The organism is Streptomyces sp. AC558_RSS880, from assembly GCF_019049255.1.
Classification (GTDB): domain Bacteria; phylum Actinomycetota; class Actinomycetes; order Streptomycetales; family Streptomycetaceae; genus Streptomyces.
Genome location: NZ_JAGMUJ010000060.1, coordinates 83492 through 100644, shown reverse-complemented (window position 1 = coordinate 100644; position 17153 = coordinate 83492). Strand labels below are relative to the sequence as shown.

The window sequence follows — 17153 nt, the reverse complement described above, 5'->3', positions numbered from 1 at the left end:
AACCGGACACCGGCATGGGACTTCTCGACGACAAGGCCGTCCTCGTCAACGGCGGCAGTCAGGGCGTCGGTGCGGCCGTCGCGCGGGCCGCGGTCCGCGAGGGGGCGGTCGTGGCCGTGAGCGGGCGGCGCCCGGAGCCCGGTGAGGCGCTGGTGGCCGAACTGGCCGCCGCGGGCGGCAAGGCGATGTTCGTACGGGCCGACCTGGCGGACGCCGAACAGGCCAAGGCCTGTGTCGCGCGGGTGGTGGAGGCCTACGGGCGGATCGACTGCCTGGTCAACTCCGCCGGTCTGACCTCGCGCGGGACGCTGCTCGACACCACGCCCGAACTGTTCGACCAGCACATCGCGGTCAACCTCAAGGCACCGTTCTTCGCCATGCAGGCCGCCGTCGCGGACATGGTGCGGCGCGCGGCGCCCGGCACGGTCGTCAACGTCATCACCTCGTCCGCGCACGGCGGGCAGCCGTTCCTGGCGCCGTACGTCGCCGCGAAGGCGGGACTGATCGGCCTGACGCGGAACGCGGCGCACGCCCACCGCTGGGACCGGATCCGGATCAACGGCCTGAACATCGGCTGGACCGCCACCGAGGGCGAGGACGCCACCCAGCGCGCCTTCCACGGCGCCGGGGACGACTGGCGCGAGCAGGCCGCCGCGCGGCTGCCGATGGGCAGGCTCGGCCAACCGGACGAGATCGCCGACTTCGTGGTCCTGCTGCTCTCCGACCGTTCCGGGGTGGTCACCGGCTCCGTGATCGACTGGGACCAGAACGTCCTCGGCGGCCTCGACTGACCTCCCCGCACGCCCCGCTCGTACGAACCCGCAAGCAAGGAGCACCGCCCCCATGCGCATCGGAATCCTCGGCCTCGGCCGCATCGGCGCCTTCCACGCCGAGACCCTCTCCGGGCTCGGCGCCGTCGAGTCCCTCGTCGTCTCCGACCCGTTCACGGACGCCGCGAAGGCCGCCGCCGAGCGGTTCGGCGCCGAGGTCGCGGACTCCCCCGAGGCCCTGCTCGCGGCCGGGGTGGACGGCGTGGTCGTCGCCGCCGCGACCGACGCCCACCCGGCGCTGATCCTCGCCTGTGTGGAGGCGGGCGTGCCCGTCTTCTGCGAGAAGCCGGTGGCCCGCACCATGGCCGAGGGGGTGGAGGTGCTGAAGGCCGTCGAGGGCCGGGACGTGCCGGTCCAGATCGGCTACAACCGCCGCTTCGACGCCGGGTTCGTCGCCGCGCGGGCCGCCGTACGGAGCGGGGAGCTGGGCACGCTGCACACCGTGCGCTCGACCACGCTGGACCCGGCGCCGCCGCCCGCCGCGTACATCGCCGCGTCCGGGGGCATCTTCCGGGACTGCTCGGTGCACGACTTCGACATCATCCGCTGGGTGACCGGCCGCGAGGTGACCGAGGTGTACGCGGCCGGCGGCAACCGGGGCGCCGGCTACATCAGGGAGGCGGGCGACGCCGACACCACCGGCGCGGTCCTCACGCTGGACGACGGCACCCTCGCGGTGGTCTCCAACAGCCGCCACAACGGCCGGGGGTACGACGTCCGCATGGAGATCCACGGCTTCGCCGACTCCATCGCGGTGGGCCTGGAGGACAAGCTGCCGCTGCGGTCGGTGGAGCCGGGCACGACCTTCCCTGCGGGCACCCCGCACGACTTCTTCATGGACCGCTTCACGGCCGCCTACCGCGCCGAACTGACCGCGTTCACCGAGGTCGTGGCGGGGTCGAGGCCCTCTCCGTGCACCATCGCGGACGCCCTGGAGGCGGGCTGGATCGCCGAGGCGTGCACACTGTCGCTGCACGAGCACCGTCCCGTCACCATCGAGGAGGTACGGCACGCATGAGCGAGTCCGGCCGGGAACCCTTGCGCATCGGAATCCTGGGAGCCGCGCGGATCACCGAGCGCTCCCTCGTCGCCCCGGCCGGGGCCACCGGCCACCGCCTGGTGGCGGTGGCCGCCCGCGACCGTTCACGGGCCGAGTCCTTCGCCACGGCACACGGCGTGGAGCGCACCCTCGGCTCGTACGCCGAACTGCTGGCCGACCCCGAGGTCGACGTCGTCTACAACCCGCTCGCCAACGGCCTGCACGGCCCGTGGAACCTGGCGGCCCTGGCGGCCGGCAAGCACGTCCTCAGCGAGAAGCCGTCGGCGAGCAACGCCGAGGAGGCAAAGGAGGTGCGGGAGGCCGCGGCGAAGTCCGGCACCGTCTTCATGGAGGCCTTCCACTACCTCTTCCACCCCGTCACCCGGCGGCTGCACGAGCTGCTGGCCTCCGGTGAGCTGGGCGAGCTCCGCCACGCGGAGGCCATGGTGGCGATCCCCGCCCCGGAGGCGACCGACCCCCGCTGGTCGCTGCCGCTGGCCGGCGGTGCCCTGATGGACCTGGGTTGTTACAGCGTGCACGCGCTGCGCATGCTGGCCCCCTGGGCGGGCGGCGCCCCGCGCCTGCTGTCCGCGCGGGCCGGTGAGCGGGAGGGCGCTCCGGGCGTGGACGAGTGGCTGGACGCCGACCTGGGGTTCCCGTCCGGCGCGACGGGCAGCGCCCGCTGCCACATGGCGTACGACCGGCTGGAGATGAGCATCCGGGTCGTCGGCAGCCGGGGCGAGGCGACGGCCCCGAACTTCGTGCTCCCGCAGAGGGACGACCGGGTCGTCGTCCGCACTCCGGACGGCGAACGCACGGAACACCTCGGCACCCGGTCGTCGTACACGTACCAACTGGAGGCGTTCGCCGCCCGGGTACGCGCCGGTACGGCGCTTCCCCTGGACGCGGACGACGCGGTGACGACGATGCGGTTGATCGACGCGTGCTACGCGTGTGCAGTGGCCCCTTGTCGAGCGGTGGCCCGCGTTGTTGGCTGTGCCCACCCTCCCCCATTGCCTCAAGGGCATGGGAGGTGCCCCCATCGCCCTGCGGAACGACTGCCCACAGCGGCTGGCTACTGGTACAGCGCGGGCTTCTCCACCAGGTCGACCCGCACCCGGCCGCCCTCCTCCAGCGCCCGTACCCCCGCCTCGCACACGGCCGCCGCGGCGTACCCGTCCCACGTGCTGGGCCCGGTGACCTCGCCGCGCCGCGTGGCGTCGACCCAGGCCCGGATCTCGTCGTCGTAGGCCTGGGCGAAGCGTTCGGTCCAGTCCTGGGTGATGGTGCCGCCCCAGCGGCCGGCCACGTGGGTGACCAGGGTGTGGCCGTCGCCGATGCGGGCGGTGCCGTGTTCGCAGACCACTTCGGCCTGCACCTGGTAGCCGAAGCCGCAGTTGACGAAGATCTCGACGTCGGAGAGCGCGCCGCCGTCGGTCTCCAAAACAACAAACTGCGGGTCGGTCAGTCCCTCGGGGGCACCGGCCGACGGGGTGGGGCGCAGGACCGTCACGGCGGTGATCTCGTGGCCGAGGAGCCAGCGGGTGGCGTCCACCTCGTGGGCCACGGAGTCGCTGATGAGCATGGCACTGGTGAAGAAGGGCGGGCTGGCCACGTTGCGGTGCCGGTTGTGCAGCATCAGCGGGCGGCCCAGCCGGCCGGTGGACAGCAGCGCCTTCAGCTTCACGTACTCGGCGTCGTAGCGGCGCATGAAGCCGACCTGGACCCGGCGGTGGCCGAGGGCCTGCTCGGCTTCCATGACGCGCAGGGCGGAGGCCGCGTCGGGTGTGAGCGGCTTCTCGCACAGGACGGGCAGGTCGTGCTCGAAGGCGGTGAGCAGGGCGGCCTCGTGGGCCGGCCCGGAGGAGGCGACGAGTACGGCGTCGACGTCGGCCGCCGCCAGCGCGGCGGCCGGGTCGGTGTGGGCGGTGCAGCCGTCGACGCCCGCGGCGACGGCCTCGGCCCGTTCGGCGTCGACGTCCACGACGGCGGTGACCCGCGCGCCGCTGACGACCCGGTCGATACGGCGTACGTGGTCCGCGCCCATCCGGCCGGCTCCGATGACGGCGACGCGCAGCGGCTCGCGCCGGTTCATGTCTCTCGCCTCCCCTTCGTCGGGCTCGTCAGGCGCCGCAGGAGCGGAGGAACTTGCGGGTCCGTACGGCGATGGGGAGCGGCTTGTCCGGCTCGCAGGGGTACATGTCCTGCTCGACGATCGCGAACAGGTCCACGCCCAGCTTCTGCGCGGCCGTGAGCACCGGGCCCAGCTCGGGGACTCCGGCGGGCGGTTCGCACATCACCCCGCGCTGCACGGCCGGCCCGAACGGGACCTCGTTCTTGACGACGTCGGCGAGGATCTCCGGGTCGACCTGCTTGAGGTGGAGGTAGCCGATCCGTTCGCCGTAGGTCTCGATCAGCTTGACGCTGTCGCCGCCGCAGTAGGCGTAGTGGCCGGTGTCCAGGCAGAGGTTGACCAGGCCGGAGTCGGTCGAGTCGAGGAAGCGCTCGACGTGCGCCTCGGTGTCGATGTGGGTGTCGGCGTGCGGGTGGACGACGATGTCCAGGCCGTACGTGTCCTTCACCTCGCGGCCGAGACGTTCCATGCCCCGGGTGAGGTGGCCCCACTGCTCGGTGGTGAGCTCCGGGGGCTCCAGGATCTCGGCGGTCTTGTCGTCGCGCCAGAAGGACGGGATGACGACGAGGTGCTTCGCGTCCATGTCCCGGGTGAGCGCGGCGACGCGGCTGACCTGTTCCCAGGTGGTGTCCCACTCGGACGGGCCGCGATGCAGTCCGCAGAAGATGGTGCCGGCGGAGACCTTGAGGCCGCGCTTCTTCACCTCGTCGCCGAGGCGGGCCGGGTCGGTGGGGAGGTAGCCGTAGGGGCCGAGTTCGATCCAGGAGTAGCCGGCCTCGGCGACCTCGTCGAGGAAGCGCTGCCAGGGCACCTGCTGCGGGTCGTCGGGGAACCAGACGCCCCAGGAGTCGGGGGCGGAACCGACCCGGATGCGGTCGAGCGCGACTGCCATGTCAGGACTTTCCTTCCGGAGTTGCGACTACGGGGGCCTGGAGGTCGCCCTCCTCGGGGAGTTCCTCGGTGTCGACGCCGCCGACCTGCGCCAGCTCGTGCTTGAGGGCGGCCAGTTCGGCGCCGCCCGCCATGTGGTTGGTCAGCTCCTCGAGGCCGACCTCGCTGCGGTCGGCGCTGAGTTCCATGGTGCCCAGGCGCAGCACGCTGAAGTGGTCGCCGACCATGTAGGCGTGGTGCGGGTTGTGGGTGATGAAGATGACGCCGAGACCGCGGTCGCGGGCCATCGCGATGTACTTGAGCACCACGCCGGACTGCTTGACGCCGAGGGCGGCGGTCGGCTCGTCCAGGATGAGGACGCGGGCGCCGAAGTAGACGGCGCGGGCGATGGCGACGCACTGGCGCTGGCCGCCGGAGAGCGTGCCGATGGGCTGCTCCAGGTCGTCCAGGACGATGCCCATGTTGCGCAGTTCCTCGTCGGCCGTCTTCTTCATCCGGTCGATGTCGAGGCGGCGGACGGGCCAGGGGCCCTTGGTCATCTCGGAGCCGAGGAAGAAGTTCCGCCACACCGGCATCAGCGGGACGACCGCGAGGTCCTGGTAGACGGTGGCGATGCCCTTGTCGAGGGCCTCGCGCGGGGTGGAGAAGCGCACCGGCTCGCCGTCGACGAGGAACTCGCCCTCGGTGTGCTGGTGCAGACCGGAAATGATCTTGATGAGGGTGGACTTGCCCGCGCCGTTGTCGCCGAGGACGCAGGTCACCTTGGACGGGTGGACGGTGAGGTCGACGCCGTGCAGGGCGCGGATGTTGCCGTAGGACTTGCCGGCTCCGCGGAGTTCGACCAGGGGGCGGTCGCCGTCGGGCGCGGTGTCCTCACGGACGGAGCCGTGGGTGCCGGTGGTCTTGTCGGTCATTGCGGTCACCTCCGGGTCGCCGTGCGCTGGACCCACAGATTGATGAGGACGGCGCCGAGCAGCATCACGCCGAGGAAGGCCTTGAACCAGTCGGGGTTCCAGCCGGCGTAGACGATGCCCTGCTGCACCATGCCGAACATGAAGGCGCCGAAGACCGGGCCGATCGCGGAGCCGTGGCCGCCGGTCAGCAGACAGCCGCCGATGACCGCCGCGGCGATGTAGATGAGCTCCTGGCCCACGCCCTCGCCGGACTGCACGGTGTTGAAGGAGAACAGGTTGTGCATGCCGACGAACCAGGCGCCGAAGCCGACCAGCATGAACAGGGAGATCTTGGTGAAGGTGACGGGGACGCCGACCGCGCGGGCGCTGTCCTGGTTGCCGCCGACGGCGAAGATCCAGTTGCCGTACTTGGTGCGCAGCAGCACCCAGGTGGCGAGGGCGGCGAAGACGAGCCACCACACCACGGTGATCTTCACCTGGACGCCGGCGACCTCGAAGCCGGAGGCGAAGATCGCCTTGGCCTGGTCGAAGCCGTCCATGTCGCTGATGCTGTCGGTGGCGACGTTGCCGGTGACCAGCTTGGTCACCGCCAGGTTCACGCCCTGCAGGATCAGGAAGGTGCCGAGGGTGACCAGGAAGCTGGGCAGCCCGGTCCTGACCAGCATCCAGCCGTTGAACGCGCCGATGCCCAGGGAGACCGCCAGGGCGACGATCACGCCCATCCACACGTTCAGGGTGAGCTGGTAGCTGAGCATGCTCGCGGTCAGCGCCGAGGCCACGACGGCGACACCGGCCGAGAGGTCGAACTCTCCGCCGATCATCAGCAGGGCCACGGGCAGCGCCATGATCCCGATGACCGACGACTGGTACAGGATGTTCGCCATGGAGCTGCCGTCCCGCACCGGCGGCGCGGCGAACAGGAAGAACACCACGACGGCCACGGCCCCGAGGAACACGCCGACCTCGGGCCGGGCGAGCAGACGCAGCGCCGGCGAGCGCCGCACGGTGCGGCCGTCGGTCTGCTTCGGGCCGGGGGCCGGCGGTGTGTTCACCGCCGGCTCAGCCTGTCGGGCCATGCTCATCACCGAGTGCCCTTCGCGGCGTACTCGGAGACCGCGTCGACGTTGGACTTGTCGACGAACGCCGGGCCGGTGAGCACGGGCTGCTCACCGCCGCCGCTGTAGTTGCCGTTGTTCTTGTAGAGCCACAGGCCGTCGACGGCGAGGTAGCCCTGCAGGTAGGGCTGCTGGTCCACGGCGAACTGGATGTCGCCGGCCTCGATCGCCTTGGTCAGCTCCTTGTTGAGGTCGAAGGTGGCGACCTTCGCCTTGCTGCCCGCGTCGCCCACCGACTGCACCGCGGTCGGCGCGAAGGGCGCGCCGAGGGTGACGACGTAGTCGATGGAGGAGTCCTGCTTCAGCTTCGCGGTGATCGTCGACTTCACCGACGGCATGTCGGTGCCGTTGACGTTGAGGATCTGGGTCTCGCCCTCGAAGGTCTTCTTCACCCCGTCGCACCGCTGGGTCAGGCCGACGTTGCCCTGCTCGTGGACGACGCAGACGGCGTTCTTCGCGCCGACCTCGTTCAGCTTCTTGCCGAACGCCTCACCCGCCACCGACTCGTCCTGGCCGAAGAACTCCAGCAGGCCGAGGTCCTTCCAGTCGCTCAGACCGGAGTTGAGGCCGACGACGGGGATGCCGGCCGCGTCCGCCTCGGCTATGACCTCCTTGAGCGCGTCCGGCTTGGCGAGGGTGACGGCGATGCCGTCGACCTTCTGGTCGATCGCGTTCTGCACCAGGGTGGCCTGGTTGCCGGCGTTGGGGTCGGCCGAGTAGACGAGGTCGACGTTGTCCTTGGCGGCCGCGGCCTCGGCGCCCTTGCGGACGATGTCCCAGAAGGTGTCACCGGGCGCCTGGTGGGTGACCAGGGCAACCTTCATGCGGGGAGTCGAGGCCTTGCCCGCGGAGGCGTCGGCTCCGCCCTCCTCCGACTTCTTGCCGCCGGAACCGCTGGAGCAGCCGGCGAGGGCAAGGGCGGCTGCCGCCGCGACCGCGACGAACGGCGCGATTCTGCGGGAGCGGGTGTGAGAAGAGCGGTCCATCTGTCCTGCACCTCACTGTGCTACGCGGGGAAAGGGCGGGAGTCCGAGGATCCGGTGCGCGGAGCCCCGGAAGTCCGGGGGGTGTGCCATGGAACACGGCGGTTGTGCTGGGACGCGATCCAATCCCCAGAACCGCCTGCTGTCAATACTTTGTTAAGACATCATTTCACGAGCTAGTCCGAATGTAAGTACAAACTATTGACAGCGTCGCCCTTCGAGACCTACACCTGAGAGGCGGCAGGTCCCTGGAATCCATCCCCACCGTGGCAGGGCACCCCGGGACCCGCATCCCCAGCTGCTCGAGGAGCGTCGCTCAATGGCCCACTCACCACAGTATTTCGACCTGATCACCATGGGTCGCATCGGGGTCGATCTTTATCCACTGGAGACCGGCGTTCCGTTGTCGCGGGTGGAGACGTTCGGGAAATTCCTGGGCGGATCGGCCGCGAACGTCGCGGTGGCGGCCGCCCGGATGGGCCGTTCCACGGCGCTGATCACCCGCACCGGTGACGACCCCTTCGGCACCTTTCTGCACGAGGCGCTCAAGGGGTTCGGCGTGGACGACCGCTGGGTCACGCCGGTCGCCGCGTATCCCACGCCGGTCACGTTCTGCGAGATCTTCCCGCCGGACGACTTCCCGCTGTACTTCTACCGCCGCCCCAAGGCCCCCGACCTGGAGATCCGCGCCGACGAGCTGGACCTGACCGCCGTACGCGCGGCCGGGATCTTCTGGATCACCGGCACCGGTCTGAGCGAGGAGCCCAGCCGCTCGGCCACGCTCGCCGCCCTGGAGGCGCGGGACAGGTCCGGCACCACCGTCTTCGACCTGGACTGGCGCCCCATGTTCTGGCGCGACCCGGACCAGGCCCGTCCGTACTACCGCGAGGCGCTGCGCCACGCCACGGTCGCCGTCGGCAACCTCGACGAGTGCGAGGTCGCCACCGGTGTGCGCGAGCCCGAGGCCTGCGCCGAGGCGCTGCTGGCGGCCGGGGTGGAGCTGGCCGTGGTCAAGCAGGGCCCCCGGGGCGTGCTCGCCGTGCACCGCGACGGCACCCGGGCCGAGGTGCCCCCGGTGCCGGTCGAGGTGGTCAACGGCCTCGGTGCGGGCGACGCCTTCGGCGGCTCGCTCTGCCACGGCCTGCTCTCCGGCTGGGACCTGGAGAAGACCATGCGCCACGCCAACGCCGCCGGCGCCCTCGTCGCCTCACGCCTCGCCTGTTCGTCCGCCATGCCGACCGGGCCGGAGGTCGCGGACCTCCTCGCGCGGGCCGCGTCGCCGGACGCGGCGGACCTGCCGAGCCAGTCCTGAACGGAGCCCTTCCTTGAACCTCAGCATCCCCGACCTCACCACGGTCCGGGCCCGCAATCCGGAGGCCGTCGCCGAGGCCGCCGCCCGTCGGGCACGGCGCCCGCTGATCGGCGACAGCGGGCGGCTGATGATCGTGGCCGCCGACCACCCCGCCCGGGGCGCGCTCGGCATCGGCGACCGCCGGCTGGCCATGGCCCACCGCGCCGACCTGCTGGAACGTCTCTGCACCGCGCTGTCCCGCCCGGGCGTCGACGGCGTGCTGGCCACCGCCGACATCCTGGAGGACCTGCTGCTCCTCGGGGCGCTGGAGAACAAGGTCGTCATGGGCTCGATGAACCGCGGCGGCCTGGCCGGAGCGTCCTTCGAGATGGACGACCGCTTCACCGGCCACCGCGCGGAGGACATCGCCCGGCTGGGCTTCGACGCGGGCAAGCTGCTGGTCCGTATCGACTACGACGACCCGGGCTCGCTGACCACCCTGGAGTCCGCCGCCCGCGCCGTCGACGCCATGGCCGAACGACGGCTGCCGGTGTTCGTGGAGCCGTTCATATCGCGCCGGGGTGCGGACGGCCGGGTCCGCAACGACCTGTCCGCCGAGGCCGTCACCCGCTCCATCGCCATCGCCTCCGGGCTGGGCGGCACCTCCGCCTACACCTGGCTGAAACTCCCCGTCACCGACGACGTCGACGCCATGCCGGAGGTGCTGGGGGCCTCCACGCTCCCCGTCGTCCTGCTCGGCGGCGAGGTCGGCGACCAGGAGGCGGCGTACGAGCGGTGGGGCAAGGCGCTGCGGCTGCCCACCGTGATGGGGATGGTCGTCGGCCGCTCGCTGCTCTACCCGGCCGAGGGCAGTGTGGAGACGGCGGTCGACACGGCCGTCGGCCTGTTGTGAGAAGCCCGTACGAAGACGGAGGCATCGCATGGCACATCACCTTCCCGCGGGCAAGGCCCTCGCCGGCCCCTATGCCGTCGACGTGACCCCGGAATCCGCCGGCTGGGGCCACGCCGGCCTGCGCGTCCTGGAGCTGCCCCCGGGCGGCGCGCACACCTTCGACACCGGCGACAGCGAGTGGATCGTGCTGCCGCTGAGCGGCGGCTGCACGGTCACCGCCGTCGACGACTTCGGCCACGACACCTTCGAACTCACCGGCCGCACCGGTGTGTTCGACGGCGTCACCGACTTCGCCTACGTCCCGCGCGACGCCCGTACGACGGTGTCCGCCACGGACGGCGGACGGTTCGCGCTCACCGGCGCCCGCTGCACCCGCCGGCTGCCCGCCCGGTACGGCCCCGCCTCCGGCGTCCCCGTCGAGCTGCGCGGCACCGGGAACTGCTCACGGCAGGTCAACAACTTCGGTGCGGCAGGCGTGTTCGAGTGCGACAAGCTGATCGCGGTCGAGGTGCTCACCCCGGGCGGCAACTGGTCGTCCTTCCCGCCGCACAAGCACGACGAGCACCGGCCCGGCGAGGAGTCCGTGCTGGAGGAGATCTACTACTTCGAGTTCGCCGGTCACGACGGCACCCCCGGCCTCGGCTACCAGCGGGTCTCCCCGTCCGGTCCGGGCCGCGAGACGGACGTGCTGGCGGAGGTGCGCGACGGCGACGTCGTCCTCATCCCGGACGGCTGGCACGGCCCGTCGATGGCCGTGCCCGGCCACCACATGTACTACCTCAACGTCATGGCAGGCCCCGGGGCCGAACGCGCCTGGCTGATCTGCGACCACCCCGACCACGCCTGGATCCGCGCCACCTGGCCGGACCAGGCGGTCGACCCCCGACTCCCCCTCTACACCGCACCGGAGAGGTCCGTATGAGCGCCGCCACCCGCCGACTGACGACCGCCCAGGCCCTGGTGCGGTTCCTGTCCGCCCAGTACACCGAACGCGACGGCGTGCGCCGCCGGCTGATCGCGGGCACCTGGGGCGTCTTCGGCCACGGCAACGTGGCGGGGATCGGGCAGGCGCTCGTCGAGTACGCCGACGTGATGCCGTACCACCAGGGGCGCAACGAGCAGGCCATGGTGCACGCCGCCGTCGGGTACGCCCGCCAGCTCAACCGGCTCTCGGCGCAGGCGGTGACGACGTCCATCGGTCCCGGCGCGACCAACCTGGTCACCGGCGCCGCCCTGGCCACCGTCAACCGGCTGCCGGTGCTCCTGCTCCCCGGCGACTACTTCGCCTCCCGCGTCGCCGACCCGCTGCTCCAGCAGCTGGAGCACCCGGTCGAGGCGGACGTGTCGGTCAACGACACGCTCCGCCCGGTGTCCAGGTACTTCGACCGCGTCACCCGCCCCGAGGCGCTGATCCCCTCCGCGCTGGGCGCCGTGCGGGTGCTCGCCGACCCGGCCGAGACCGGTGCGGTGACACTGGCCCTCCCCCAGGACGTGCAGGCGGAGGCGTACGACTGGCCGGAGGAGTTCTTCGCCGAGCGCGTCTGGTCCGTACGCCGTCCCGCCCCGGACCCGGCGGAGCTGGCGGCGGCCGTAACGGCCGTACGGGCCGCGCGCCGCCCGCTGGTCGTCGCGGGCGGCGGGATCCACCACAGCGAGGCCGAGGAGGCGCTGAAGGCGTTCGTGGACGCCACCGGCATCCCGGTCGCCTCCACCCAGGCCGGCAAGGGCTCCCTGCGCCACGACCACCCCGCCGACCTCGGCGGCATCGGCCACACCGGCACGGCGGTCAGCGACGAACTGGCCCGCACCGCCGACCTGGTGATCGGCGTCGGCACCCGCTACACCGACTTCACCACCGCCTCCGGCACCCTCTTCCAGAACCCGGACGTCCGCTTCCTCAACCTCAACATCACCGGGTTCGACGCGCACAAGCTGGCGGCGCGCACCCTGGTCTGCGACGCGCGGAGCGGTCTGGAGCTGCTCACCGAGGCGCTGGCCGGGCACCGCGTGGAGGAGCCGTACGCCGCCGAGTACCGGGCCGGCAAGGAGCGCTGGGAGCAGGTCGTCGAGACCGCCTACCGCGCGCAGGACGACACGGCCGTACCGACGCAGACGCAGGTGCTCGGCGCGCTCGACGCGGTCGTCGGCGACGAGGACGTGGTGATCAACGCGGCCGGTTCGCTCCCCGGTGACCTGCACAAGCTGTGGCGGTCGCGCAGCCCCCGCCAGTACCACCTGGAGTACGGCTACTCCTGCATGGGTTACGAGATCCCGGCCGCGCTGGGTGTCCAGCAGGCCGCTCCCGGAACCCCGGTCTGGGCGCTGGTCGGCGACGGCACGTACCTGATGAACCCGACGGAGATCGTCACCGCCGTCCAGGAGAACCTCCCGGTCAAGCTGGTCCTGGTGCAGAACCACGGGTACGCCTCCATCGGCGGCCTGTCGGAGTCGGTGGGCGCCGAGCGCTTCGGCACCGCCTACCGTCACCGGGCCGGTGACGGCACCTTCACCGGTGCCCCGCTGCCCGTGGACCTCGCCGCGAACGCGGCCAGCCTCGGCATGGACGTACTGCGCGCCAAGACCGTGCGGGAGCTGCGCGACGCGCTGGCCGAGGCGCGTGCCTCCTCCCGGCCGACGTGCGTGTACATCGAGACCGACCCCGCCCCCACCGCGCCCCCGGCCGAGGCCTGGTGGGACGTGCCGGTGGCCGAGGTGTCCGCCCGTGAGGCCGCCACCCGGGCCCGCGCACGGTACGACACCGAGGTCGCCGAACGCCGCCGCCACCTCTGACCCCGCCCACGCTGCTACAGGAAGGTACGTCCATGGCGAAGACCGGTGACCCCGCACGTGCCGCGACCGGACCCGCGCTGAGCACCCTGGACTTCGCCCTGGACCGGGGCAGTCCGGTGCCGCTGTACCACCAGCTCGCGCAGCAGCTGGAGGCGGCGATCGAGCAGGGCGTCCTCGCCCCGGGCAATCTGCTGGGCAACGAGGTCGACCTGTCGGTGCGGCTCGGCCTGTCCCGCCCCACCGTCCGCCAGGCCATCCAGTCCCTCGTCGACAAGGGGCTGCTGGTCCGGCGGCGCGGGGTGGGCACGCAGGTGGTGCACAGCAAGGTCAGGCGCCCCCTGGAGCTGAGCAGCCTCTACGACGACCTGGAGGCGGCCGGACAGGACCCGACCACACAGGTGGTCCGCAACGAGACGGTCCCCGCGCCCGCGGACGTGGCGACCGCCCTGGGGCTGGCCGAGGGCGGCGAGGTGGTCCTGCTGGAACGCCTGCGCCGCACCCACGGCCAGCCGGTGGCCCTGTTGTGCAACTACCTCCCGTCGGACCTGCTCGGCCTCGACAGCGCCCGGCTCGAGGCGACCGGCCTCTACCGGATGATGCGCTCGGCCGGCATCACCCTGCACAGCGCCCGCCAGACGGTCGGCGCCCGCGCGGCCACCGCGGCGGAGGCCGCCCGCCTGGACGAGAAGGAGGGCGCCGCCCTGCTCACCATGCAGCGCACGGCGTACGACGACACCGGGCGGGCGGTGGAGTACGGCACCCACGTCTACCGTGCGTCCCGGTACTCGTTCGACTTCCAGCTGCTGGTCAGACCGTGAGGCGGGGCGGCGGGTCAGTGCGCCGCGTCCAGCCGGGCCCGCTGCTCCGCCGACAGTTCCAGGTCCACCGCCGCCAGGTTCTCCTCCAGTTGGGCCGGCGACGACACCCCGGCCAGCGGGAGGATCGGCAGCTCGTGGCCGATCTGCCAGGCCAGTACGACCTGGTTGACGGTCGCGCCGGTCTCCCGGGCGACCTCGTGCAGCACGGCGAGGCGGGCCGGGGTGCCCGGGTGGTCGTAGTCGCCGGGCAGGCGTTCGGGGCGGGTGTAGGCGCCCTTGAGCAGCGGCGAGTAGGCGACCAGGGTCAGGGCGGGCTCGGCGCGCAGATAGCCGGCCAGCTCCGCGCCCGCGTGGCCGAGGCTGCCGTCGGGGAAGAGGGCGTCGGGGACGTCGGTGCGGGGGCGCAGATGGCTGTGCTGGTACTGCAGGACCTCGTAGCCGGGCAGCCCGGCCGCCGCCGCGAGGGCGCGGGCCCGCTCCACCCGCCACACGGCCTGGTTGCTCACGCCGAGCAGCCCCACCGTTCCCTCGGCGACCAGCGCCCCGAAGGCCTCGACCGTCTCGCGCTGGGGGACGGTGTGGTCGTCGATGTGCGCGTACAGCAGGTCCAGCCGCTCCAGCCCGAGCCGTTCGCGGCTGCGTTCGGACGACTCCCGGATCACCTTCGCGGACAGGCCCTCGGCGTTGTCGGTGTAGCTCGTGCCGGGGGCGAGCGGACGGGCGCCGAGCTTGGTCGCGAAGACGATCTCGTCGCCGACCCCGCGGCTGCGGCGCCAGCGGCCGAGCAGTTCCTCGCTCTGTCCGCCCTGGCCGCCGTCGGTCCAGAAGGCGTAGTTGTCGGACGTGTCGATGAAGTTCCCGCCGGCCTCGACATAGCGGTCGAGCAGGGCGAAGGAGGTCTTCTCGTCGGTCACCGATCCGAACAGCATCGCGCCGAGCGCGAGCACGCTCACCTCGCGGCTGTGCGGACCGGTGCCGATGGTGCGGTACTTCATGCCTGACTCCTCCCGTTTCGCACCCCGCTGTCGGGGCACGGAACGGGAGTCTTCCTGTTGAAGCGCGCTTCAAGTCAAGCGTGTCCTCGCCCTCCTCGCCCGGGCCACCGCTCTCGTGGGTGCGGGCGGAGGCGCCGGTCCGCGGCGTTCCCGGCCGTTTCGCGGAAGGTAGGCTTGCGCCGTGTTCGACGTGGCGGACGCGTTGAGGGGTGGCGTCGAGGACCCCGGGCACGCCTGGCGGTTCGTTCGTTCCTTCGCCGCGGAATGGGTCGGCGTCCCCCTCACCGAGGAGCACGGTTCACGTGCCGAAGAGCTGGACGCGGCCGAACGGGAACTGGGCTTCGTTCTGCCGTCCTGCGTCCGGGCGGGTTTCCTCCTGCTCGGCTCCCGCGACGACCTGACGAGGAACCAGGACCCACTGGTCCGGCCGGCGGGCCTGTTCGTCGACGACGGGGTACTGGTGTTCCGCCGGGAGAACCAGGACTGCGCCTTCTGGGGAATCCCGCTGGACGAGGTGGAGCAGGACGACCCGCCTGTCGTCGTGCAATCACCCGACGGGTGGATTCCGTTCCTGGACAGGATGTCCACCGCCTGGGTCGAACTGGTTCTGAGCGAAACCCTTTTCGCCGACGCCGCACCGGGGCGCGGGCCGCACGACGCCTGCGAGCCGCCCTTGAGCTCCCTTCCGGCCCTGGAGGCCGCGTTCACGCGGGTGGACCTCCCCGACTACCCGATGTGGGTCGGCCCCGACGACTCACCGGTACGGTGGTACGCCGGGCCGGGCTGTCTGCTGCGGCGTGACGGCGTGGAGGACCTCAGCTGGCTGTACGTCCGCGGCTGCACCGATGAAACGGCCGAAGGCATCCGCCGGAGCATCCCGGGCCGCTGGGAGCGGGGCTCCTGAGGAGAGGATCCTGGTGGAGTACACCCCTCGGTGGCTGACGGCGTTCTGGAACTGGACGCCGACGCGCTCTCGGACTCCGGCGGTCGGCCGCAGGCCGTGCGCGACGGGCGGGTGCTCCTGCCGGCCCCGTCGCAGGCAGCCCGGATCGCCTTCGGGCTGGAGACCAGGGACCGCCTTCGGGGGCCCGACCCGCCGGCGTTCGAGAGGGACACCTGGTGGGACCGGGTCCACGAGGAGGTCGGACTCGACGCCATCCGACGGGCGTCGCCGAGCGAGGACGGGCCCGGACCACGTCCGCGGACTCCGGTCGGACGGCTCCGCACGGTCGGTGTCCGCCATGTCGGCGGCGGTGCGCCGCCACGGCTCCGAACCGCCCGAAGCCGGGAACGCCGCACGCGTTCACGGGAAAGCGGAAACTGATCCACTCGGCGATTCGTCCTGGACAACGAGCCGAGCGGATGGGAAACCAGGTGGAGCGGGAGAACAGCGGTGCGGCACCGACGGGAAGGACCCGGGTGCCCCGATGGGCACGGCGCCGGGCCGGGCAGTGGGTTCCGGGCGGGGGCGGGGAGGGGAAGGCCGGGCGCCGGTGGGCCTGGACGCGGGGACGGGTGCTCACCGCGTTCGCGGTGCTGACGGCCGGACTGCTGGCGTTCCACCGGGCGGTGCCCAACTCGCCGGGTCACCTGGGCAGTTTGCTGGAAGTGTTCCTGCCCTGGCTCGGGCTGGTGGTCGTCCTGTTGCTCGGCCTGGCCCTGCTGCGCCGTTCGGCCACCGCCCTGGTGGCCCTGCTCCTGCCGACGGCGGCCTGGACGTACCACTTCGGCGGGCTGCTCCTGCCCGGTGAGGAGTCCGGCCCGCACGACCTGGTGGTGGTGCAGCACAACGTCAGCGACGAGAACACCGACCCGGCGGGCACGGCCCGCGCCCTGACCGACGCCGGGCCCGATCTCATCGCGCTGCAGGAACTGGTGGCCCCGGCGCTCGCGGTCTACGAGAAGACGCTCGCCCCGGACTACCCGTACCACGCGGTCCGGGGCACCGTCGGACTGTGGTCGAAGCATCCGCTCACCGATGCCCGGCTCCTGGACATCAGACCGCAGGGCGTCACGGAGCCCTGGAACCGCGGACTGCGGGCCGCGGTCCACACGCCGCACGGCGAGATCGCGGCGTACGTCGCGCACCTGCCCTCGGTCCGGGTGGGGGCGAGCGGCCTCGCGTCCTCCTCGCGCGACGAGAGCGCCGGCCTGCTGGGCGAGGCCGTCGCCGCCGAACCGCTGAAGACGGTGCTCCTGCTGGGCGACCTCAACGGCACGGTCGACGACCGCGGACTGGACCCGCTCACCTCACGGATGGACGTGGCGCGGCGGGGCTTCGCCTTCAGCTTCCCCGCCGCCCTCCCGCTGGCCCGGATCGACCAGGTCATGGCCCGCTCGGCGACCGTCGCCCACATCCGCACCCTGCCCGCGACCGGCAGCGACCACCTGCCGGTCACCGCGCGGATCACACTGCGCTGAAGAGGTGCTCCCTCAAGAC

At 72.1% G+C, this 17153-nt stretch carries 15 protein-coding genes and 1 pseudogene; 10 read left to right on the top strand and 6 right to left on the bottom strand.

Annotation, left to right across the window (positions count from 1 at the left end):
• The first annotated feature begins 14 nt into the window (after nt 1-14).
• The 3 genes and pseudogenes from KUM38_RS21220 to KUM38_RS21210 all read left to right on the top strand — a co-directional run.
• Nucleotides 15-791, top strand: coding sequence for an SDR family oxidoreductase (locus KUM38_RS21220; protein ID WP_217130993.1), 777 nt, complete (start codon nt 15-17; stop codon nt 789-791).
• A gap of 52 nt (nt 792-843) precedes the next feature.
• A complete protein-coding gene (locus KUM38_RS21215; protein WP_217130992.1) occupies nt 844-1848 on the top strand; it encodes a Gfo/Idh/MocA family oxidoreductase in 1005 nt (334 codons plus the stop codon).
• Nucleotides 1845-2828: pseudogene (locus KUM38_RS21210) on the top strand (Gfo/Idh/MocA family protein); the annotation flags it as partial. The gene KUM38_RS21215 and the pseudogene KUM38_RS21210, both read left to right, overlap by 4 nt.
• A 116-nt stretch (nt 2829-2944) precedes the next feature.
• Here the strand turns inward: KUM38_RS21210 and KUM38_RS21205 are convergent.
• From KUM38_RS21205 to KUM38_RS21185, 5 genes are read right to left on the bottom strand one after another with little or no spacing between them, the layout of a single operon-like run.
• Nucleotides 2945-3964: a Gfo/Idh/MocA family protein gene (locus tag KUM38_RS21205; RefSeq protein WP_217130991.1), complete on the bottom strand. Its 1020-nt coding sequence runs from the start codon at nt 3962-3964 to the stop codon at nt 2945-2947.
• Between the two features lie 28 nt (nt 3965-3992).
• Nucleotides 3993-4895 carry a sugar phosphate isomerase/epimerase gene (locus tag KUM38_RS21200; protein ID WP_217130990.1) on the bottom strand — a complete coding sequence of 301 codons (903 nt, stop codon included), beginning with the start codon at nt 4893-4895 and terminating at the stop codon, nt 3993-3995.
• Nucleotide 4896: 1 nt separating this feature from the next.
• Nucleotides 4897-5808: an ATP-binding cassette domain-containing protein gene (locus KUM38_RS21195; protein ID WP_217130989.1), complete on the bottom strand. Its 912-nt coding sequence runs from the start codon at nt 5806-5808 to the stop codon at nt 4897-4899.
• A gap of 5 nt (nt 5809-5813) precedes the next feature.
• Nucleotides 5814-6890, bottom strand: a complete 1077-nt coding sequence (locus KUM38_RS21190) for an ABC transporter permease (protein ID WP_217130988.1) — start codon at nt 6888-6890, stop codon at nt 5814-5816.
• Nucleotides 6890-7909, bottom strand: coding sequence for a sugar ABC transporter substrate-binding protein (locus tag KUM38_RS21185; RefSeq protein ID WP_217130987.1), 1020 nt, complete (start codon nt 7907-7909; stop codon nt 6890-6892). The genes KUM38_RS21190 and KUM38_RS21185 overlap by 1 nt, the downstream gene beginning before the upstream one ends.
• A gap of 316 nt (nt 7910-8225) precedes the next feature.
• On the opposite strand from KUM38_RS21185, the gene iolC reads away from it, so the two are divergent.
• Genes iolC through KUM38_RS21160 form a run of 5 tightly spaced genes read left to right on the top strand, consistent with a single transcriptional unit; the run spans nt 8226 to nt 13718 of the window.
• The gene (iolC, locus tag KUM38_RS21180; RefSeq protein WP_217130986.1) at nt 8226-9218 is read left to right on the top strand and encodes a 5-dehydro-2-deoxygluconokinase; all 993 of its coding nucleotides are present in this window, start codon (nt 8226-8228) and stop codon (nt 9216-9218) included.
• Between the two features lie 13 nt (nt 9219-9231).
• A complete protein-coding gene (locus KUM38_RS21175) occupies nt 9232-10110 on the top strand; it encodes a deoxyribose-phosphate aldolase (RefSeq protein ID WP_217130985.1) in 879 nt (292 codons plus the stop codon).
• A 28-nt stretch (nt 10111-10138) separates the two neighbouring features.
• Complete coding sequence (gene iolB / locus KUM38_RS21170; RefSeq protein ID WP_217130984.1) at nt 10139-11032, top strand: 5-deoxy-glucuronate isomerase; 894 nt, start codon at nt 10139-10141, stop codon at nt 11030-11032.
• The gene (gene iolD / locus KUM38_RS21165) at nt 11029-12900 is read left to right on the top strand and encodes a 3D-(3,5/4)-trihydroxycyclohexane-1,2-dione acylhydrolase (decyclizing) (protein ID WP_217130983.1); all 1872 of its coding nucleotides are present in this window, start codon (nt 11029-11031) and stop codon (nt 12898-12900) included. Before iolB ends, iolD begins: the two co-directional genes overlap by 4 nt.
• A gap of 32 nt (nt 12901-12932) precedes the next feature.
• On the top strand, nt 12933-13718 hold the full coding sequence (locus tag KUM38_RS21160; protein WP_217130982.1) for a GntR family transcriptional regulator: 786 nt from the start codon (nt 12933-12935) through the stop codon (nt 13716-13718).
• Nucleotides 13719-13732: 14 nt separating this feature from the next.
• Here KUM38_RS21160 and KUM38_RS21155 read toward each other — a convergent pair whose 3' ends face one another.
• A complete protein-coding gene (locus KUM38_RS21155; protein ID WP_217130981.1) occupies nt 13733-14713 on the bottom strand; it encodes an aldo/keto reductase in 981 nt (326 codons plus the stop codon).
• Nucleotides 14714-14894: 181 nt separating this feature from the next.
• Here KUM38_RS21155 and KUM38_RS21150 point away from each other — a divergent pair, with 181 nt between their 5' ends.
• Together KUM38_RS21150 and KUM38_RS21145 are read left to right on the top strand one after the other, a co-directional pair.
• Complete coding sequence (locus tag KUM38_RS21150; protein ID WP_217130980.1) at nt 14895-15617, top strand: SMI1/KNR4 family protein; 723 nt, start codon at nt 14895-14897, stop codon at nt 15615-15617.
• Between the two features lie 458 nt (nt 15618-16075).
• Nucleotides 16076-17134: an endonuclease/exonuclease/phosphatase family protein gene (locus KUM38_RS21145; protein ID WP_217130979.1), complete on the top strand. Its 1059-nt coding sequence runs from the start codon at nt 16076-16078 to the stop codon at nt 17132-17134.
• Nucleotides 17135-17153 lie beyond the last annotated feature (19 nt).

What these genes read in the sequence shown, in the direction of transcription:
- KUM38_RS21220 (WP_217130993.1), top strand. Translation starts at nt 15, where the DNA reads ATGGGACTTCTCGACGACAAGGCCGTCCTCGTCAACGGCGGCAGTCAG.
- KUM38_RS21215 (WP_217130992.1), top strand. Translation starts at nt 844, where the DNA reads ATGCGCATCGGAATCCTCGGCCTCGGCCGCATCGGCGCCTTCCACGCC.
- KUM38_RS21205 (WP_217130991.1), bottom strand. Translation starts at nt 3,964, where the DNA reads ATGAACCGGCGCGAGCCGCTGCGCGTCGCCGTCATCGGAGCCGGCCGG.
- KUM38_RS21200 (WP_217130990.1), bottom strand. Translation starts at nt 4,895, where the DNA reads ATGGCAGTCGCGCTCGACCGCATCCGGGTCGGTTCCGCCCCCGACTCC.
- KUM38_RS21195 (WP_217130989.1), bottom strand. Translation starts at nt 5,808, where the DNA reads ATGACCGACAAGACCACCGGCACCCACGGCTCCGTCCGTGAGGACACC.
- KUM38_RS21190 (WP_217130988.1), bottom strand. Translation starts at nt 6,890, where the DNA reads ATGAGCATGGCCCGACAGGCTGAGCCGGCGGTGAACACACCGCCGGCC.
- KUM38_RS21185 (WP_217130987.1), bottom strand. Translation starts at nt 7,909, where the DNA reads ATGGACCGCTCTTCTCACACCCGCTCCCGCAGAATCGCGCCGTTCGTC.
- iolC (WP_217130986.1), top strand. Translation starts at nt 8,226, where the DNA reads ATGGCCCACTCACCACAGTATTTCGACCTGATCACCATGGGTCGCATC.
- iolB (WP_217130984.1), top strand. Translation starts at nt 10,139, where the DNA reads ATGGCACATCACCTTCCCGCGGGCAAGGCCCTCGCCGGCCCCTATGCC.
- iolD (WP_217130983.1), top strand. Translation starts at nt 11,029, where the DNA reads ATGAGCGCCGCCACCCGCCGACTGACGACCGCCCAGGCCCTGGTGCGG.
- KUM38_RS21160 (WP_217130982.1), top strand. Translation starts at nt 12,933, where the DNA reads ATGGCGAAGACCGGTGACCCCGCACGTGCCGCGACCGGACCCGCGCTG.
- KUM38_RS21155 (WP_217130981.1), bottom strand. Translation starts at nt 14,713, where the DNA reads ATGAAGTACCGCACCATCGGCACCGGTCCGCACAGCCGCGAGGTGAGC.
- KUM38_RS21145 (WP_217130979.1), top strand. Translation starts at nt 16,076, where the DNA reads ATGGGAAACCAGGTGGAGCGGGAGAACAGCGGTGCGGCACCGACGGGA.